This is a genomic window from Nibricoccus aquaticus, from assembly GCF_002310495.1.
GTDB classification, from domain to species: domain Bacteria; phylum Verrucomicrobiota; class Verrucomicrobiia; order Opitutales; family Opitutaceae; genus Nibricoccus; species Nibricoccus aquaticus.
In genome coordinates, this window is the sequence record NZ_CP023344.1 from 3,479,267 (window position 1) to 3,495,917 (window position 16,651).

At 62.3% G+C, this 16,651-nt stretch carries 9 protein-coding genes; 5 read left to right on the forward strand and 4 right to left on the reverse strand.

Features of this window, described 5'->3' with window-relative positions:
* Positions 1-44 precede the first annotated feature (44 nt).
* On the forward strand, positions 45-1,886 hold the full coding sequence (gene pepF, locus CMV30_RS13940; protein ID WP_096056608.1) for an oligoendopeptidase F: 1,842 nt from the start codon (positions 45-47) through the stop codon (positions 1,884-1,886).
* 117 nt (positions 1,887-2,003) lie between these two features.
* Here the strand turns inward: pepF and CMV30_RS13945 are convergent, their stop codons facing one another.
* Both CMV30_RS13945 and CMV30_RS13950 read right to left on the reverse strand, forming a co-directional pair.
* Entirely contained in the window at positions 2,004-3,836 is a 1,833-nt protein-coding gene (locus CMV30_RS13945) for a hypothetical protein (protein WP_096056609.1), read from the reverse strand.
* A gap of 122 nt (positions 3,837-3,958) precedes the next feature.
* Positions 3,959-4,975, reverse strand: coding sequence for an AraC family transcriptional regulator (locus tag CMV30_RS13950; protein ID WP_096056610.1), 1,017 nt, complete (start codon positions 4,973-4,975; stop codon positions 3,959-3,961).
* A 59-nt stretch (positions 4,976-5,034) separates the two neighbouring features.
* On the opposite strand from CMV30_RS13950, the gene CMV30_RS13955 reads away from it, so the two are divergent.
* Both CMV30_RS13955 and CMV30_RS13960 read left to right on the forward strand, forming a co-directional pair.
* A complete protein-coding gene (locus CMV30_RS13955) occupies positions 5,035-8,394 on the forward strand; it encodes a DUF5107 domain-containing protein (protein ID WP_096056611.1) in 3,360 nt (1,119 codons plus the stop codon).
* A gap of 133 nt (positions 8,395-8,527) precedes the next feature.
* Positions 8,528-9,883, forward strand: a complete 1,356-nt coding sequence (locus CMV30_RS13960; RefSeq protein WP_096056612.1) for a Gfo/Idh/MocA family oxidoreductase — start codon at positions 8,528-8,530, stop codon at positions 9,881-9,883.
* A 112-nt stretch (positions 9,884-9,995) separates the two neighbouring features.
* Here CMV30_RS13960 and CMV30_RS13965 read toward each other — a convergent pair whose 3' ends face one another.
* Positions 9,996-11,423 carry a (Fe-S)-binding protein gene (locus tag CMV30_RS13965; RefSeq protein ID WP_217494396.1) on the reverse strand — a complete coding sequence of 476 codons (1,428 nt, stop codon included), beginning with the start codon at positions 11,421-11,423 and terminating at the stop codon, positions 9,996-9,998.
* 78 nt (positions 11,424-11,501) lie between these two features.
* The gene (locus CMV30_RS13970; RefSeq protein ID WP_096056613.1) at positions 11,502-12,866 is read right to left on the reverse strand and encodes an FAD-binding oxidoreductase; all 1,365 of its coding nucleotides are present in this window, start codon (positions 12,864-12,866) and stop codon (positions 11,502-11,504) included.
* A gap of 176 nt (positions 12,867-13,042) precedes the next feature.
* On the opposite strand from CMV30_RS13970, the gene clpB reads away from it, so the two are divergent.
* Positions 13,043-15,631, forward strand: coding sequence for an ATP-dependent chaperone ClpB (gene clpB, locus CMV30_RS13975; RefSeq protein WP_096056614.1), 2,589 nt, complete (start codon positions 13,043-13,045; stop codon positions 15,629-15,631).
* 45 nt (positions 15,632-15,676) lie between these two features.
* Positions 15,677-16,600: an archaetidylserine decarboxylase gene (gene asd, locus CMV30_RS13980; RefSeq protein WP_096056615.1), complete on the forward strand. Its 924-nt coding sequence runs from the start codon at positions 15,677-15,679 to the stop codon at positions 16,598-16,600.
* Positions 16,601-16,651 lie beyond the last annotated feature (51 nt).

Consider the following 16,651-nt stretch of genomic DNA (forward strand, 5'->3'; position numbering starts at 1 on the left):
CCAACCTCCGTTCGCTCACGATCCCCGTTATTTCAATCGCTCTCATGACTGCCTCTGTTTCCGCCAAGCCCGAGACCCGCAACCGCGCCGAGATTCCAGCCGAGTATAAATGGGATTTCACGCCGATCTACGCGAGCTGGGAGGCGTGGGAAGCAGGGATAAAAGACATGGAGGCGAAGATGGACGCGTTTCCCGCGCTGAAGGGCACGCTCTCGGGGGGGCCGGATGCGGTGGTGAAGGCGTACCAGCTTTTCGACGAGATCGGGCAGTTGCAGTACCGCGTGTTTCGTTATCCGCAGCTGCAGCGCGACGTGGACATGCGCAACAACGAGATCGGCGGGAAGCTCCAGCGCGTGCAGGCAATCTTCGCGAAGTTCGGGACGGCGACGTCGTGGTTCACGCCGGAGTTGCTGACGATCCCGCAGGCGACGATGGAGAAGTGGATCGCGGAAACGCCTGCGCTGGCACCTTACAAGTTTCCGATCCTGGATAATTATCGCCAGCAGGAGCACGTGCTCGATGAGAAGGGGGAGCGGTTGTTGTCGTTTGCGTCGCGTTTCAGCCAGGTGCCGCGGGAGACGTTTCAGGAGTTGAGCACGAGCGACATCAAGTTCCCGACGGTGACGCTCAGTGACGGGAAGGAAGTGAAGCTGTCGCCGGGCGCTTATCAGCATGTGCTGCAGACGAACCGTAATCAGGCGGACCGGAAGCTGGCGTTCGAGACGTACCACAAGACGTACGAGGCGAACATCAACACGTACGCGGCGATCTACAACGGTGTGCTCCAGCGCGACTGGTTTTCGGCGCAGGCGCGAAACTATCCGACGACGCTCGATGCGGCGCTGGACGGGAATGCGATTCCGAAGGCGGTGGTGGAAAACCTGATCGCGACGACGCGCGCGGGGACGGAACCGTTTCGCCGGTACATGCGACTGCGCAAGAAGCTGCTCGGGCTGGAGACGTACAACCCGTTCGATAACGCGATCCCGATTTATGACGTGGAGAAGAAGTACCCGTACGAGTTGGCGACGGAGCTGGCGTTGAAGTCGGTCGAGCCGCTCGGCGCGGAGTATGTGGAGAAGTACAAGAAGTTCGTCTCGGGCGGGCGCATCGATGTGTACGAGAATGAGGGGAAGCGGAGCGGCGCCTATTGCGCCGGCGTTTATGGCGTGGGGCCGTATCTGCTGCTCAACCACAATGACACGCTGGACTCGGTCTTCACGTTTGCGCACGAGGCGGGCCATGCGATGCACACGGTGCTTTCGTACGAGTCGCAGCCGTTCGTGACGTCGGACTACACGATCTTCGTGGCCGAGGTGGCTTCGACGACGAACGAGCGTTTCCTGCTGGAGCAGTTTCTCGCGACGACCACCGATCCGAAGGAGCGCTTCGTGCTGCTCCAGCATGCGGTGGACGCGATCGTGGGGACGTTCTACACGCAGGTGATGTTTGCGGATTATGAGTTGCAGGCACACCGGCTCGTCGAGGAGGGGAAGCCGGTGACGGCTGAGGTGCTGAGCGGCATCTACAAGCAGCTGCTCAAGGATTATTACGGCGATGCGGCGAACATCGAAGAGCTCTATCGGGTGACGTGGGCGCGCATCCCGCATTTCTTTAATTCGCCCTACTATGTCTATCAGTACGCGACGTGCTTTGCGTCGTCGGCGCAGATTTTCAAGACGCTGACGACGGGCAGCGCGGAGGAGAAGAAGGCGGCGACGGAGCGTTATCTGACGCTGCTGCGCAGCGGTGGAAACGATCATCCGATGGAGCAGCTCAAGAAAGCCGGCGTCGATCTGACAAAGAAGGAAACCGTGCAGGCGGTGGTCGAGCAGATGAACGAACTGGTTGCCCAGCTAGAAGCGGAGGCGGCGAAGATCAAGTGATCCGGCCTGTTCAGCGGTGCGGTGTGATTGCCGCGCTGTGCTGAAAAAAGCCCGCGACTCTCGGTTAGAGCGCGGGCTTTTTATTCGAGAGCGTGAAGGCGGTGCGCGGGATCTGGCTCAGGATTTTCCGGGGGCGGGGATCTGGGCTTTGAGGCGGGTGAACTGGCCGCGCTGGGCTTCGGAGGTGGCGATTTTTTCTCCGTACGAAGCGAGGGCGATGACGGCTTCGTGATTACCGAGGCGAAGGTTCAGGGCGGCGGTGTAGTAAACGAGGGCGGCGTCGCGCGGGAAGAGTTTCAGGCCGTGGGCGAGGGTGGTGAGTTCCTCGGCTTCGGGCGGGGTTTCTTTCAGAACCCAAGTGTTGGCGATGAGGCGGAAGGTGTCGGGGAGCGGCGGGGACAAGGTCCGGGCCTTGGCGAGGAGGTCGAGGATTTCGCCGGCTTGTTTGTCGCTGAGTTTACCCTTGGGGCCGGCGGGCTTGGAGGAGGCTGCGTCCAGACGGAGCTGGGCGAGATCGGTGAGGACGGAGGGGCGGGTGGTTTTGGGGGCGGCGGCGGCGAGGAATTTTTCGGCGCGAGTGCGGTCGCCGCCGGCGAGTTCGGCCTGGCCGAAGGTGCCGAGGAACTGGGGGTCGCGTTCGCCGCGGATGTAGGCGGCGATGGCGGTGGGGCGGAGCACGGCGGGGATGCCGGCGAGGCGGAGGGCGTCGCCCTTGATGCGTTCGGATTCACCCTCGGTGGCGTCGCGCATCTCGGGTGGCGGAAGATCGAGGCGGGCTTTGCCTTTGACGAGGTGTTGCTCGGCTTTGTAGGCGGGGGCCTGGATGTAGGCGGAGAGTTCGACGAGGAACTTGTCGTAGGATTTGCCGTAGCATTCCTCGAAAATCTCCGGGGTGAGCGGGGCTTTTCTAGCGCGGGCGAGGAGTTTCTCGAAGGAGGCTTTGTTGGATTTTTTCCAACCGTAGAGGTTGATGTGGAGGAAGGCGGCGCACTGCTTCGCCCAGAAGTTGTAGCCAACGGAATTGAGAGTGGCTTCGTCGCCGCGTTTGACGCCAAAGAACTCGTCGAATTTGAGCAGCTTACGCTGGCTAAGGGCGTAGTTAAACTCGGGATCCTCGCTGGAGGCGCCGGGGCCGTAGCTGAACTGGACCCCGGGGTTGGAAACATTGCTACCTCCATTGTTCGAGGTAGGCACGTCGATGAGCTGGCCGATGATGATTTCGCGCTCGTTGACCTTCATCTGCATGACGATTTGAGCGATGCCCTCTTCGAACCAGACTGGAGGCGGGGGACTTTCTCGGGAGAATTGATAGCGCACGTACTCGCGGCAGAGTTGCTTGTAGTGGTTAATCTCGAATGCGTTGTTGGCTGAGAGATCACCCTCAGTCGCGCCGGACTCTCCCATACGACTCTGAGCGATGGAGTATTGAAGGTTCATCGGACCTGAGCTGCCATCGGCGGTAATGTCGGTGGAGGTGACGCTTTTCAGGGCGAGATCTACGAGAATGAATGCTTGTTCACGCCCGTTGAGGAGGATGGTAGGTTTGGTGCGGGCAGCGCCGGTTTTGCCGTCGGTGACGAACTGGTCGAAGGATTTTCCTTTTCCGCAGAGGATGATGGCTGAGGGAGGCGCGGGGCGTTTTTCCATGGGGTAGGCCTTATCAAGGGCGATGCGGAAGATCTCAAAATCGCGGATGAGGCGCTGGGTCTCGCGGTCGGAGGCGTCAGAGATGACCTCGAAGCCGAGGATCTCGGTGTAGCGCCACTTGTCGGGCGCGGGGAGCTCGCGGGTGTCGGTGACCTGGAGTGTGGGCAGCTCGACGAGGGGGGCGGAGGCTGTGGGTTTGGCGGCCTGGCCGAAGGCGGCTGGCAGCAGGAATGAAGTGATGACAACGAAAAGCGCGGTGAGCGCGCGGGGAGTTGCGATGCGAGGAACGCGGGGAGTACGCATGGTGAAAGAGGAGCTGGGGCCCTGCCCGGGGTTGATGGCGGAAAAACTGGACGAGAGGTTTGCCCCGGCAATGGGAAACTAACACGAAGCGGCGGGTGGATGTTACGCGTGCGGTGGAGAAATCAGCCTTTGGCGATCTGGCGGTAGGCGCGCGGGGGGTGGCCCATGATGCGGCGGAAGGTGCGGGTGAAGTAGTAAGGATTGGGGAAGCCGGTGCGGGCGGCGATGAGGGCGATGGAATCGGTGGTCGTGTCGAGGAGCTGGCAGGCGCGCTGGATGCGGAGGCGGATGAGCCAGTCGATGGGGGCGTAGCCGGTGTGGCGTTTGAAGAGCGCGCAGTAGTGAGGGACGGAAACGGCGGCGAGCTGGGCGAGTTCTTCGAGGCGGATGGATTGGGCGAGGTGGGTGCGCATCCAGTCGGCGGATGCGGCGACGCGTTCGTCGGCGGTGCGGTCGTGGGGAGTGGAGGCAGAGGGACTGCGCTGGGTGAGGAGAGTGAGGGCAGTGCGGAGAGAGGCGGAGGCGGCGACTAGGTTGGGGAGGGAGTAGCCGCGTTCGAGGATTTGCCAGAGGTGGCCGAGCTGGAAGACCGGGGAGAGGGTGGTAGCGGTGGCTGTGGTGGTTAGCAGGGAGGTGAAGAGGCCGCCTTCGGGCGTGAATTGGAGGAGATCGCGCCAGGCGTCGGTTTCGGTGCCGGTGAAGTGGGCCCATTCGATGGTCCAGGCGGTGTCGTCAGCGGAGCCGTAGGCGTGGGGGCGGTGGGCGGGTAGCCAGGCGAGGGAGCCGGGGGAGAGGGTGTGGGTTTTGCCGGAAAGTTCGACCCAACCTTGGCCGGCGGTGCAGAGGATGAGGAGCGAGGTGGCGGCGCCTTTGGAGCGGCGGACGAGGTGGTTGATTGCGCGGGGGAAGACTCCGGCGTCGGTCACGAGGAGGCCGCGAAGGAGCGGGTGCTTTTCGACGGAGCGGCGGATGGTGGATGGGAGGATGACGAGGTGCTGGTCGCGGAAACCTTCGGGGATGCCGGTGCGGGTGGTGATGCGGGCGTTGGTGGATGGATGCGCGGCAGGAGCGGGGGCGGGAGCGCGGGCGGGCTGCTTGGGGGGCATAAGATCGTGCAGGTTTTTCAGGATTGGTTGCATTGTCGAGAGGGCGGAGCGGGCATAGTATCGGGCAAGTCCGAGATTAACCCTGAATCGCCATGAGTTCCGTCACCGTTCGCCGAGAGAGTGTTGTTTTCCCGACTTATCTGCCGGCGGCGGCGGACAAAAATCCGATGTTTTTGGAGAAGCGCGTTTATCAGGGGAGCAACGGGAAGGTTTATCCGCTGCCGTTTACGGATCGGATCGCGTTGGAGAAAATGGAGCAGGCATGGGACGCGGTGTGGGTGGAGAATGCGTTCATCCGTGTGATGATTTTGCCGCAACTGGGCGGACGCATCCATGTGGGCGAAGACAAGACGAACGGGTACGATTTTTTCTACCGTCAGAATGTGATCAAGCCGGCACTAGTTGGGCTGGCGGGGCCGTGGATCTCAGGTGGAGTGGAGTTTAACTGGCCGCAGCATCACCGGCCTTCGACGTTCATGCCGGCGGATGTGGAGATCGAAAAGCATCCGGATGGCTCGGTGACGGTGTGGTTGAGCGAGCATGAGCCGATGAACCGGATGAAAGGGATGCACGGCGTGTGCGTGCATCCGGATAAATCCTACATCGAGCTGAAGGCGCGCGTTTATAACCGGACGGCGATCGTGCAGACGTTTTTGTGGTGGGCGAATGTGGCGACGCGTGTGCATGAGCGTTACCAGTCGTTTTTCCCGCAGGATGCGACGTACGTGGCGGATCATGCGAAGCGGGCGATGAGCGAGTTTCCGCTGTGCGCGGGGAGTTATTACGGGGTGGATTATGCGGCGCGGGCGAAGGGTGGCGTGGCGGCGGAGGAGCGGCCGACGGAGTTTGTGCCGGGCGGGGATTATCCGGCGAACGATCTGAGCTGGTACGCGAACATTCCGGTGCCGACGTCGTATATGTGCATGGGGACGGAGGCGGACTTTTTTGGCGGGTACGATCACGCGCGGGAGGCGGGCGTGGTGCATGTGGCGAATCATCACATCTCGCCTGGGAAGAAGCAGTGGACGTGGGGGAATCAGGAGTTTGGGTACGCGTGGGATCGGAATCTCACGGACAGCGACGGGCCGTACATCGAGTTGATGGCGGGCGTGTACACGGACAATCAGCCGGACTTTTCGTTTTTGATGCCGGGGGAGACGAAGACGTGGAGTCAGTTTTGGTATCCGATTCAGAAGATCGGGCCGGCGCAGCAGGCGACGGTGGACGCAGCGGTGAGTCTGCGCGTGAAAGGACAGAGGGTGCGGGTGGGTGTGGCGGTTTCTGCGGAGCGGGAGCGTGTGTGCGTGCGGCTGGAGGCGCAGGGGCGCGTGGTGAAGCGGCGGTCGAAAGCGGAGGGGAGTCTGGTGATTGCGGAGTGGGTGCGGGATTTGGCACCGGGCGCGCCGTTGGTGGAAGAAGTGGCGCTGCCGCGTGGTGTGAAAGAGGCGGAGCTATGCGTGAGTGTGCGCGCGGTGGAGGGGCGGGAGTTGGTTTCTTATTCGCCGGTGAAAGATGAGAAAAAATCTGTGCCGCCGGCGGCGACGGAGCCGGGGTTGCCGGCGGAGATAGCGAGCAATGATGAGTTGTATGTGACGGGACTGCATCTGGAGCAGTATCGTCATGCGACGCGGATGCCGGAGGATTACTGGCGGGAGGCGTTGCGGCGAGATGCGGGGGACAGTCGGTGTTTGCTGGCGATGGGGAAATGGCATTTGCGGCGCGGGGAATTCGGCGAGGCGGAGAAGTTTCTCCGCGCGGCGGTGGAGCGGCTGACGTTGCGGAATCCGAATCCGTACGACGGCGAAGCGTATTATCAGCTCGGGTTGGCGCTGCGGTTTCTCGGACGGGATGACGAAGCTTATGCGGCGTTTTATAAGGCGACGTGGAATCAGGCGTGGCGGGCGGCGGGGTATCACGCGCTGGCGGAGATCGATTGTGTGCGGGGTCAGTGGGAAGCGGCGCGCGATCATCTGGAGCGGGCGTTGCGGATGAACGCGGATAATTTGAAGGCGCGGAATTTGCGCGTGCTCGTGCTCAGGAAGATGGGGCGTGGCGAAGAGGCGGAGGTGATTTTGAAGGAGACGCGGGCGCTTGATCCGCTGGATTGGTGGGCGCGGGAAATCGCGGGCGAAGCGCTGACGTGTGATACGCAGGTGCGGCTGGATCTGGCGCTGGATTACGCGCGCGCGGGGTTTGTGGCGGAGGCGTTAAGTGTGCTTGCGGACGCGAGGCCGGAGGTAGGGAGCGGGACGGAGCCGTTGGTGAGTTATTACCGGGCGTGGTTGCTCGAGCGAAGCGGCGGTGAGCGGGCGGAGGTTTTGCGGTATCTGAAGGCGGCGGCGAAGGCTTCGCCGGATTATTGTTTTCCGGCGCGGCTGGAGGAGATCGGGATTCTGGAGTTTGCTATGGCGAACAATCCGAAGGATGCGCGGGCGCCGTATTATCTGGGAAATTTGTTTTATGACCGGCGGCGTCATGTGGAGGCGATCAGGCTGTGGGAATGGTCGGCGAAGCTGGATGCTTCGTTTTCCGTGGTGTGGCGGAATCTGGGGATCGGGTATTTCAATGTTTCGAAGAAGCCGGTGGCGGCGCGGCGGGCGTATGAGCGGGCGTTTGAGGCGAATCCGGGGGATGCGCGGTTGTTGTACGAGCGGGATCAGTTGTGGAAGCGGATGGGCGTGGCGCCGGCGAAGCGGTTGCGGGAGCTGGAAAAGTTTCCGGCGCTGACGGGGCTGCGGGATGATTTGTCGGTGGAGTTGTGCGCGCTGCTGAATCAGGCGGGGCGGGCGGAGGCGGCGCGGGCGATTTTGATGACGCGGCGGTTTCAGCCGTGGGAAGGCGGCGAGGGGCAGGCGCTCGTGCAGTTCACGCGGGCTCAGGTGTTGCTGGGGCGGGCGTCGTTGGATGCTGGAGACGCCGAGAAGGCGTTGAGCTTGTTGATGGAGGCGCTGCGTCCGCCGGAGAGTTTGGGGGAGGCGAGGCATTTGCTGGCGAACGCGAGCGACGTGCAGTTCTGGCTGGGCGAGGCGCTGGCGTCGGCTGGGAGGAAAGAGGAGGCGTGCGCGCAGTGGGCGAAGGCGGCGTCGGCGCGCGGGGATTTTCAGGAGATGAGTGTACGGGCGTTTTCCGAGATGACGTATTACTCGGCGCTGGCGCTGGCGCGGCTGGGGAAGAAGGCGGCGGCGAAAAAGTTGCTGGGTGAGTTGCGCGAGTATGCACGGGAGCTGGCGGGGCGGGAGGCGCGCATCGACTATTTCGCGACGTCGCTGCCGACGATGTTGTTGTTCGAGGACGATCTGACGGCGCGCCAGCGGCGGGCGGCGGCGTTTATGGAGGCGCAGGCGGACGTCGGACTCGGAGAGCGGGGGACGGCGCGGAGGAGGCTGGCGGGGATTCTACGCGAGGAGCCGTCTCATGCGCTGGCGGCGGATTTGTTGCGCGAGTTGGGGTGAGAGGGGCGTGTGGCGGGAGGGTGGGCGGATTGTCCGAGTGGATTTCTTCGGGACATGTTGACCGTCCGAAAGGCGGTGCATCGACCCTGATTTAACGGGGCGTTGTTACAGACCTTCACACCCAACCCTGTACATGAGCAAAAAACGTCACGCGTTCGTTGGCACCGGCGGTCGCGCCATCAGTTTTATGGAGCCTTTGGTCACGACTTATCGCGACCAGCACGAACTCGTGGGCATCTGCGACATCAGCCCGGCGCGCATGGCGTACTACAACGAACTGCTCACGAACGACTGGAAGTCGCAGGCGGTGCCGACGTACACGGCGGATCGTTTTGACGAGATGCTGCGGGAGCAGAAGCCGGATGAGATTTTTGTGTGTTCGAAGGATTCGACGCATCACGACTATATCGTGCGCGCGCTTCATGCGGGCTGCGATGTCGTCACGGAGAAGCCGATGACGACGGATGCGGCGAAGTGCCAGGCGATCCTCGATGCGGTGAAGGCGACGGGAAAGAAAGTGCGCGTGGCGTTTAACTATCGCTGGGCGCCGTTTCGCACGAAGGTGAAGGAGCTGATCGCGACGGGCGTGATCGGAAAAGTTCACTCGGTGAATCTGGAGTACCTCCTCGATACGAGTCACGGCGCGGACTATTTCCGGCGCTGGCATGCGACGGCGGGGGATTCGGGGACGTTGCTCGTTCACAAGAGCACCCATCATTTTGACCTGGTGAACTGGTGGCTCGATGCGATCCCGCTGCAGGTGTTCGCGTACGGCGATCTGGTTTTTTACGGGAAGCAGAATGCGATCGCGCGCGGCGATGAGGCGCTGACGAAGTACGCGCGCTACACGGGAGAGGCGGCGGCGAAGGGCGATCCGTTCCGGCTGGATCTGGATGAGAGCGAGCCGTTCCGGAAGATTTACCGGGCGGGCGAGAAGGACTCGGGGTACATCCGGGACCAGAATGTGTTTCGCGAAGGCATCGATATTTATGACCAGATGTCGCTCAACGTGCGCTATCGCACGGGGCAGGTGCTGACCTACTCGCTGGTTTGCTACAGTCCGCGCGAGGGGATGAGGGTGACGTTTAATGGGGACCGTGGGCGGATCGAGTACCACGAGTTCATTGGTTCACACATGAATCGCGCAGTGCGCCCGAAGGATTTCAAGCTGGAGATCAAGCCGGGGTCCGAGCCGGAAGGTGAGTGGATCAAGGTGTATCCGCATTTCCAGACAGGTTATGTGGTGCCGGTGGATGTCGAGGTCGGGCTGCCGCATGGCGGGGCGGACACGATTTTGAACGAGCACTTTTACGGCGAGCAGAACGCGCCTGCGGACAAGTGGGGACGCACGGCCGGGCATGAACAGGGGGCGGCGTCGGTGCTCGTGGGCGTGGCTGGCGTGGAGTCGATCAAGCGCAACCAGCCGGTGAATGTGAGCGATCTCGTGACGTTGAAACCGGGTGCGACGAAGTTGTCGGAGCTGGTTTGAACTGAAGTGTGAGCGCGGTGGCGGGAGGGGGCGCGGGTCGGCGGAGTCGGAGTTTTGGACAGGATTAAGAGGACTAACAGGATTGGCGAAAACCACTCGCTGGCGCTCGTGGCTACGGGTGGGTTTCGGCGGCGTAGGCGCTGGCTAAGAGGACGACGGGGTGGATGAATTGGAGCGGATTGGCGGAGTGGGCTTCGCCGGCCTGGAGGTGGAGGGAGCAGCCGGGATTCGCGACCGCGACGATGGGTGCGGCGGTGGCGCGGAGGTTGTTGAGTTTGCGATCGCGGAGCCACCCGGCGGTCTTGGGTTGGGTGATGGAGTAGATGCCGGCGCTGCCGCAGCACCAGGTGGGCTCGGCGGATTCGCGGAGTTCGATGCCGGGGATGGCGCGGAGGATGGCGCGGGGTTGGGCGGAGATTTTCTGGCCGTGGCAGAGGTGGCAGGCTTCGTGATAGGTGACGGGCGTGACGGTTGGCGCGGGTGATTTTTCGCGGCCGTCGATGGACGAACGGAGGAGGTTTAAGGGATGATTCGGAACTGCGGTGGATGTGCGGGCGGGTGGCTGAGGGTGACGGAAATTTATTTCGACGAGGTATTCGGAGATGTCGCGGAGTTTGCGGGACCATTCGGCGGCGCGTTGAGCGTAGGCGGGATCGGTGGCGAGGAGGCGGTCGTAGTGTTTGAGGTGGGAGCCGCAGCCGGCGGCGTTGGAGATGACGGCGTCGAATTGAGAGAGGTCGACGGCATCGAGTTGACGGCGTGCGAGGGTGGCGGCTAGGTCGAGTTCGCCGTTGTGCGCGTGGAGGGAGCCGCAGCAGGACTGGGCGCGGGGTGTGTGGACTTCGCAGTTGTTGGCGAGGAGGACGTCGGCGGTGGCGCGGTTGATGTCGGAGAAGGCGATGTCTTGAACGCAGCCGGTGAGGAGGAGGACGCGGCGGAATGGTTGAGCAGAGGGTGAAGCCGATGCAGAGGCAGACTTGGCAGTTTTGGCAGAGGAAGGTGTTTCGACTTTCGCGATGAGCGAGTCGGAGAAGCGGCGCTGGATGGTGGGCGTGGAGGGTTCGGCGACGCGGATCGAAGTGGGGAGGAGTTTTGTGAGGCGGAGGGCTCGGGCGAGGGATTGGAGGCCGGTGACCTGGTAGAGCCAGAGGAGGCGTCCGGCGAAGCGGAGGAGACGCGGCTTCATGAAGAGCTGTTTCATGGTGAGCCAGCGGACGAAGTCGCGTCGCGGGGTTTTGACTACGCCACTTTGTTCGACGTGGGCGCGGGCGTGTTCGAGGAGGTTGGTGTAATCAACGCCGGCGGGGCAGGCGGTGGTGCAGGCGAGGCAACCGAGGCAGTAGCTCATTTCCTCGGCGAAGTTCGGCGTGGTTTCGAGTTCGCCGTCGGCGATGGCGCGCATGAGGGAGATGCGGCCGCGGGGGGAGTTTTTTTCCCGGCCTGTTTCAGCATAGGTGGGGCAGGTGGGCAGGCACATGCCGCAGTGCATGCATTGCTGGAGGACGGAGTAGTCGAGGGACTGAAGCGGAGATTGTTTCACGCAAAGGCGCCAAGGCGCAAAGAAGCAGGGGAGTGGGTTTTCTTGGCGGCTTTGCGCCTTGGCGAGAGAGACATTGTTTTAGTCGAAGATTTTTCCCGGGTTCAGCAGGGCGTCGGGGTCCAGGGTGTGTTTGATGGCTTTGAGGAGAGCGTGGCTGGATTCGCCGAGCTGTTGTTTGAGGAAGGGTTTTTTGGCGAGGCCGACGCCGTGTTCGCCGGTGATGGTGCCGCCGAGGGCGAGGGCGGCGTCGACGATCTCGGCGATGGCGTGGTGGACGCGTTCCATTTCGGCCGTGTTGCGCTCGTCGGTGAGAATGGTCGGGTGCAGGTTGCCGTCGCCGAAGTGGCCGAAGACGGCGATGTCGAGGGTGTGCTTCGCGGCGATGTGTTGGACGGAGCGGATCATCTTCGCGAGTTCGCTGCGGGGGACGGTGACGTCTTCGAGGATGGTGGTGGGTTTGCGGCGGGCGAGGGCGGAGAAGGCGCTGCGGCGGGCGAGGGCGAGTTGTGCGGATTCGGCGGCGTCGCGCGCGCGGCGGACCTGGAGTGCGCCTTGGGAGCGGGCGAGGTCTTCGATGCGCGTGGCTTCGTCGGCTGCGGCAGCGGGATGACCGTCGGTCTCGATGAGGAGGAGGGCCTCGGCGTCGTTGGGGAGGCCGACTTTGGCGTAGGCTTCGACGCAGGCGATGGTGGTGCGGTCGAGGAACTCGAGGGTGCAGGGGATGATTTTGGCGGCGATGATCGCGGAGACGGTTTCGGCGGCGGCGTCCATTTGAGAGAACGTCGCGAGGAGCGTCTGGCGGGCGGCGGGTTTGGGGAGGAGTTTGAGGAGAACTTTTGTGATGATGCCGAGCGTGCCTTCGCTGCCGATGAAGAGGTCTCGGAGGTTGTATCCGGCGACGTCCTTCACGCATTTGTTGCCGAGCCAGCAGACGGAGCCGTCGGCTAGGACGACTTCGAGGCCCATGACGTAATCGCGGGTGACGCCGTACTTGAGGCCGCGGAGGCCGCCGGAGTTTTCAGCGACGTTGCCGCCGATGGTGGAGATTTTCATCGAGCCGGGGTCGGGCGGGTAGAAGAGGCCGACGGCGTCGGCGGTCTCGAAGATTTTCTGGGTGATGACACCGGGCTCGGCGAGGAGCGTGAGGTTGCGCGGGTCGAGTTCGAGGATGCGGTCCATCTTGAGGACGCAGAGGACGAGGGCGTTTTCGACGGGGACGCTGCCGCCGCTGAGGCCGGTGCCGGAACCGCGGGTAATGACGGGTGTGCGGTGGGCGCGGGCGAGTTTGAGGATGGCGGAAATCTGGGCGGCGTCGCGTGGGAAGACGACGGCGCGGGGGAGCTGCTTGAGCGCGGCGGTGCCGTCGAAGGCGTAGGGGATGAGGTCTTCGCGAGAGGTGAGGACGTTTTCCGGACCGAGGAGTTGCTGGAGTTCGGCGAGCACGGGGAGGGATAAAAGGAAGCGGCGGAAAGAGGGCGAGGCAAAGGAGAGACGGAGTGGCGCGGACGGGGGGAGGCGGTTGTTACGTTTTGGCAGGGTGCGCGAAGGAGGCGGGATGAGTTTCAGAGGAAGTGCGGTGGCGGCTGGCGTGGAATGCGAACTGCGATAGGGTCGGCAATATGGATATGCAGAAACTCACGGTCATGTCGCGGCAGGCGGTCACGGATGCGCAGAGCGAGGCCCGGCGCCGGCAGAACAATGAAGTGGATACCTGGCACCTGTTGCATGCGTTGCTCGTGCAGGAAAACGGGCTGGTGCCGGCACTCGTGGAGAAGCTGGGGCTGACGGCGAATGTGTTGCTCGTCGCGGCGGAGCGGGAGCTGGAACGGTTGCCCAAGGTGACTGGAAGCGTGGACGTTTCGAAAATTTATGTGACGCAGGCTGTGGGTGAAGTGCTCACGCGGGCGGAGAAAGAGGCGGAGTCGCTCAAGGATGAGTTTGTGAGCGTGGAGCATTTATTCCTCGGGTTGCTCGATGTCGGGAAGCCGGAGGCGCTGGCGAAATATTTTAAGAGCTTCGGCATCGAGCGCGGGAAGGTGCTGACGACGCTCAAGCAGATGCGCGGCAGCCAGCGGGTGACTTCGGATAATCCGGAGACGACTTATCAGGCGCTGGAGAAGTACGGCATCGATCTGGTGGCGCAGGCGAGGAAGGGGAAGATGGACCCGGTGATCGGGCGCGATGACGAGATCCGGCGGGCGGTGCGCATCCTGTCGCGCAAGACGAAGAACAATCCGGTGCTGATCGGTGAGCCGGGCGTGGGCAAGACGGCGATTGTTGAAGGACTGGCGCAGCGGATTTTGCGCGGCGACGTGCCGGAGGGGTTGAAGGATAAAACGATTTTCTCGCTCGATATGGGCGCGCTCATCGCAGGCGCGAAGTATCGCGGCGAGTTTGAGGAGCGTTTGAAAGCTGTGCTCAAGGAAGTGAAGGACAGCGAGGGGCGGATCATTTTGTTCATCGACGAGCTTCATACGATCGTGGGCGCGGGAAAAACCGAAGGCGCCATGGACGCGGGGAATTTGCTTAAGCCGATGCTGGCGCGTGGGGAGTTGCACTGCATCGGTGCGACGACACTCGATGAGTATCGCAAGCACATCGAAAAGGACGCGGCGCTGGAGCGTCGTTTCCAGCCGGTGCTCGTGGAGCCACCGAGCGTGGAGGATGCGATTTCGATTTTGCGCGGGCTCAAGGAGCGCTTCGAGCTGCATCATGGCGTGCGGATTCAGGACAATGCGCTGGTGAGCGCGGTGATGCTTTCGGACCGGTATATCTCGGACCGGTTTTTGCCGGACAAGGCGATCGACCTGATCGACGAAGCGTGCGCGATGATCCGGACGGAAATGGATTCGTCGCCGCAGGAGCTGGATGCATTGCAGCGGCGCGTGTTGCAGCTGGAGATCGAGGAAGCGGCGTTGAAGCTGGAGAAGGACGATGCGTCGAAGCAGCGGCTGGAGACGTTGCGAAAAGAGCTCGGCGACGCGCGCGGACAGGCGGCGGCGTTAAAAGCGAAATGGGACAAAGAGAAGGCGGCGGTTGATCGCGTGCGCAAGGTGCGCGAGGAATTGGAGGCTACGCGGCTGGAGATGGAGAAGGCGGAGCGCGCGTACGATTTGAGCAAGCTAGCGGAGTTGCGGCACGGGAAGATCCCGCAGCTGGAGGCGGAGTTGAAGAAGTTGGAGACGACGGAGACGAAGACGGAGTTGTTTAAGGAAGAAGTGTCGGCTGAGGAAGTGGCTGAGATTGTGGCGAAGTGGTCGGGCATCCCGGTCACGCGATTAGTCGAAGGGGAGAAGGAGAAGTTGCTGCGGCTCGGCGATGAGTTGCACGAGCGTGTGATTGGACAGGAAGAGGCGGTGCAGTTGGTAAGCGACGCGATCTTGCGCGCGCGGGCGGGTATCAAAGATCCGCGGCGGCCGGTGGGGAGTTTTCTGTTTCTCGGGCCGACGGGCGTGGGCAAGACGGAGCTGGCGAAGACGCTCGCGGAAACGCTTTTCGACAGCGAGGCGGCGATGATCCGCATCGATATGTCGGAGTATATGGAGAAGCATAGTGTGGCGCGGCTGATCGGCGCGCCTCCGGGTTACGTCGGCTATGATGAAGGCGGGCAGCTTACTGAAGCGGTGAGGCGGAAGCCTTACGCGGTGGTGCTTTTCGACGAGATCGAGAAGGCGCATCCGGACGTGTTCAATGTGTTGTTGCAGGTGCTCGATGACGGACGTGTGACGGATTCGCAGGGGCGGACGGTGGATTTTAAGAACACGATCATCATCATGACCTCGAATCTCGGATCACGTTTCCTACTCGAAGGTGTGACGGGCGATGTGATTCCGGAGACGGTTCGCGAGAGCGTGATGGCGGAGTTGCGGCGGTCGTTCCGGCCGGAGTTTTTGAACCGCATCGACGAGACGATCTTGTTCAAGCCGCTGACGCTCGAAGAGATCACGCGGATCGTGGAGTTGTTGATCGCTGATCTGAACCGGCGGCTGGTCGAACGGCGCGTGGTCGTGTCGCTGGATAAGAAGGCGGAAGAGTGGGCGGCGGAGAAAGGCTACGATCCGGTGTTTGGGGCGCGGCCGTTGAAGCGGTTTCTGCAACGGCAGATCGAGACGAAACTGGCGCGAGCATTGGTGGCCGGGGAAATCGCGGAGGGCAGTCAGGTGATCTTTCATGTGAAGGAGGATCAGCTGGTTTTCACGACGGCGTGATTTCTTCTTTGCGCGGTTCCTGCTTTGCCGGTGATTTCATCCGGCATGCCGACCGATCCAATCCGCTTCTACAACCGACGCACGCGCACGATTGAAACCGAGCAAGTCTACGGCGAAGGCTGGCTGCGGTTCACGTACGAGAATCCGGTGGGGAAGTTTTTCCTGTGGCTGGTCGTGAAGCGGGCGATTTTTTCGCACGTGTATGGCTGGCAGATGAGCAAGCGGGTGAGCGCGGGAAAGATCCTGCCGTTCATCGTGCAGTACGATCTGGACGTCACGATCTTCGCGAAGTCGGTGTACGACTTTAAGACGTTCAATGAGTTTTTCTATCGCCGGTTGAAGCGTGAGGCGCGGCCGATCGCGGAAGGGAAGGACGTCGCGGTGTTTCCGGCGGATGGGCGGCATCTGGTGTTTCCCAATGTGGATGAGGCTGCGGGATTTTATGTGAAGGGCGCGAAGTTTTCGCTGGTGGAATTGCTCGGCGAAGAATTGCTGCCGGAAGAACAGCGGGTGCGGTCGAAGCTGTTTGCGGGCGGGGCGATGGTGATCTCGCGGTTGTGTCCGGTGGATTATCACCGGTTTCATTTTCCGGTGGAGGGCGTGCCGACCAAGCCGGAGCTCATCAATGGCGTGCTCTATTCGGTGAGCCCGATCGCACTGAGGAAGAACGTGGAGTATCTGGTGCAGAACAAGCGCATGATCACGCTGGTCGAGTCGCCGGTGTTTGGTCAGGTCGCCAGCATGGAAGTAGGCGCGACGAACGTGGGGAGCATTGTGCAGACGGTGATTCCCGGGCGGGTGGCGGAGAAAGGGGAAGAGAAGGGGTTGTTCAAGTTTGGCGGCTCGTGCGTGATCACGTTATTCCAGAAGGGGCGGATCGCTTTCGATGCGGATGTGGTGGACCAAAGTAAGGAGTGCGTGGAGACGTACGCGCTGATGGGCGAGCGGCTCGGTGTGGCGGTGCGTTGAGGCGGTACGGACCGGGGGTGATTCAACGCTTGCCTGAGGAAACGCGGCGGA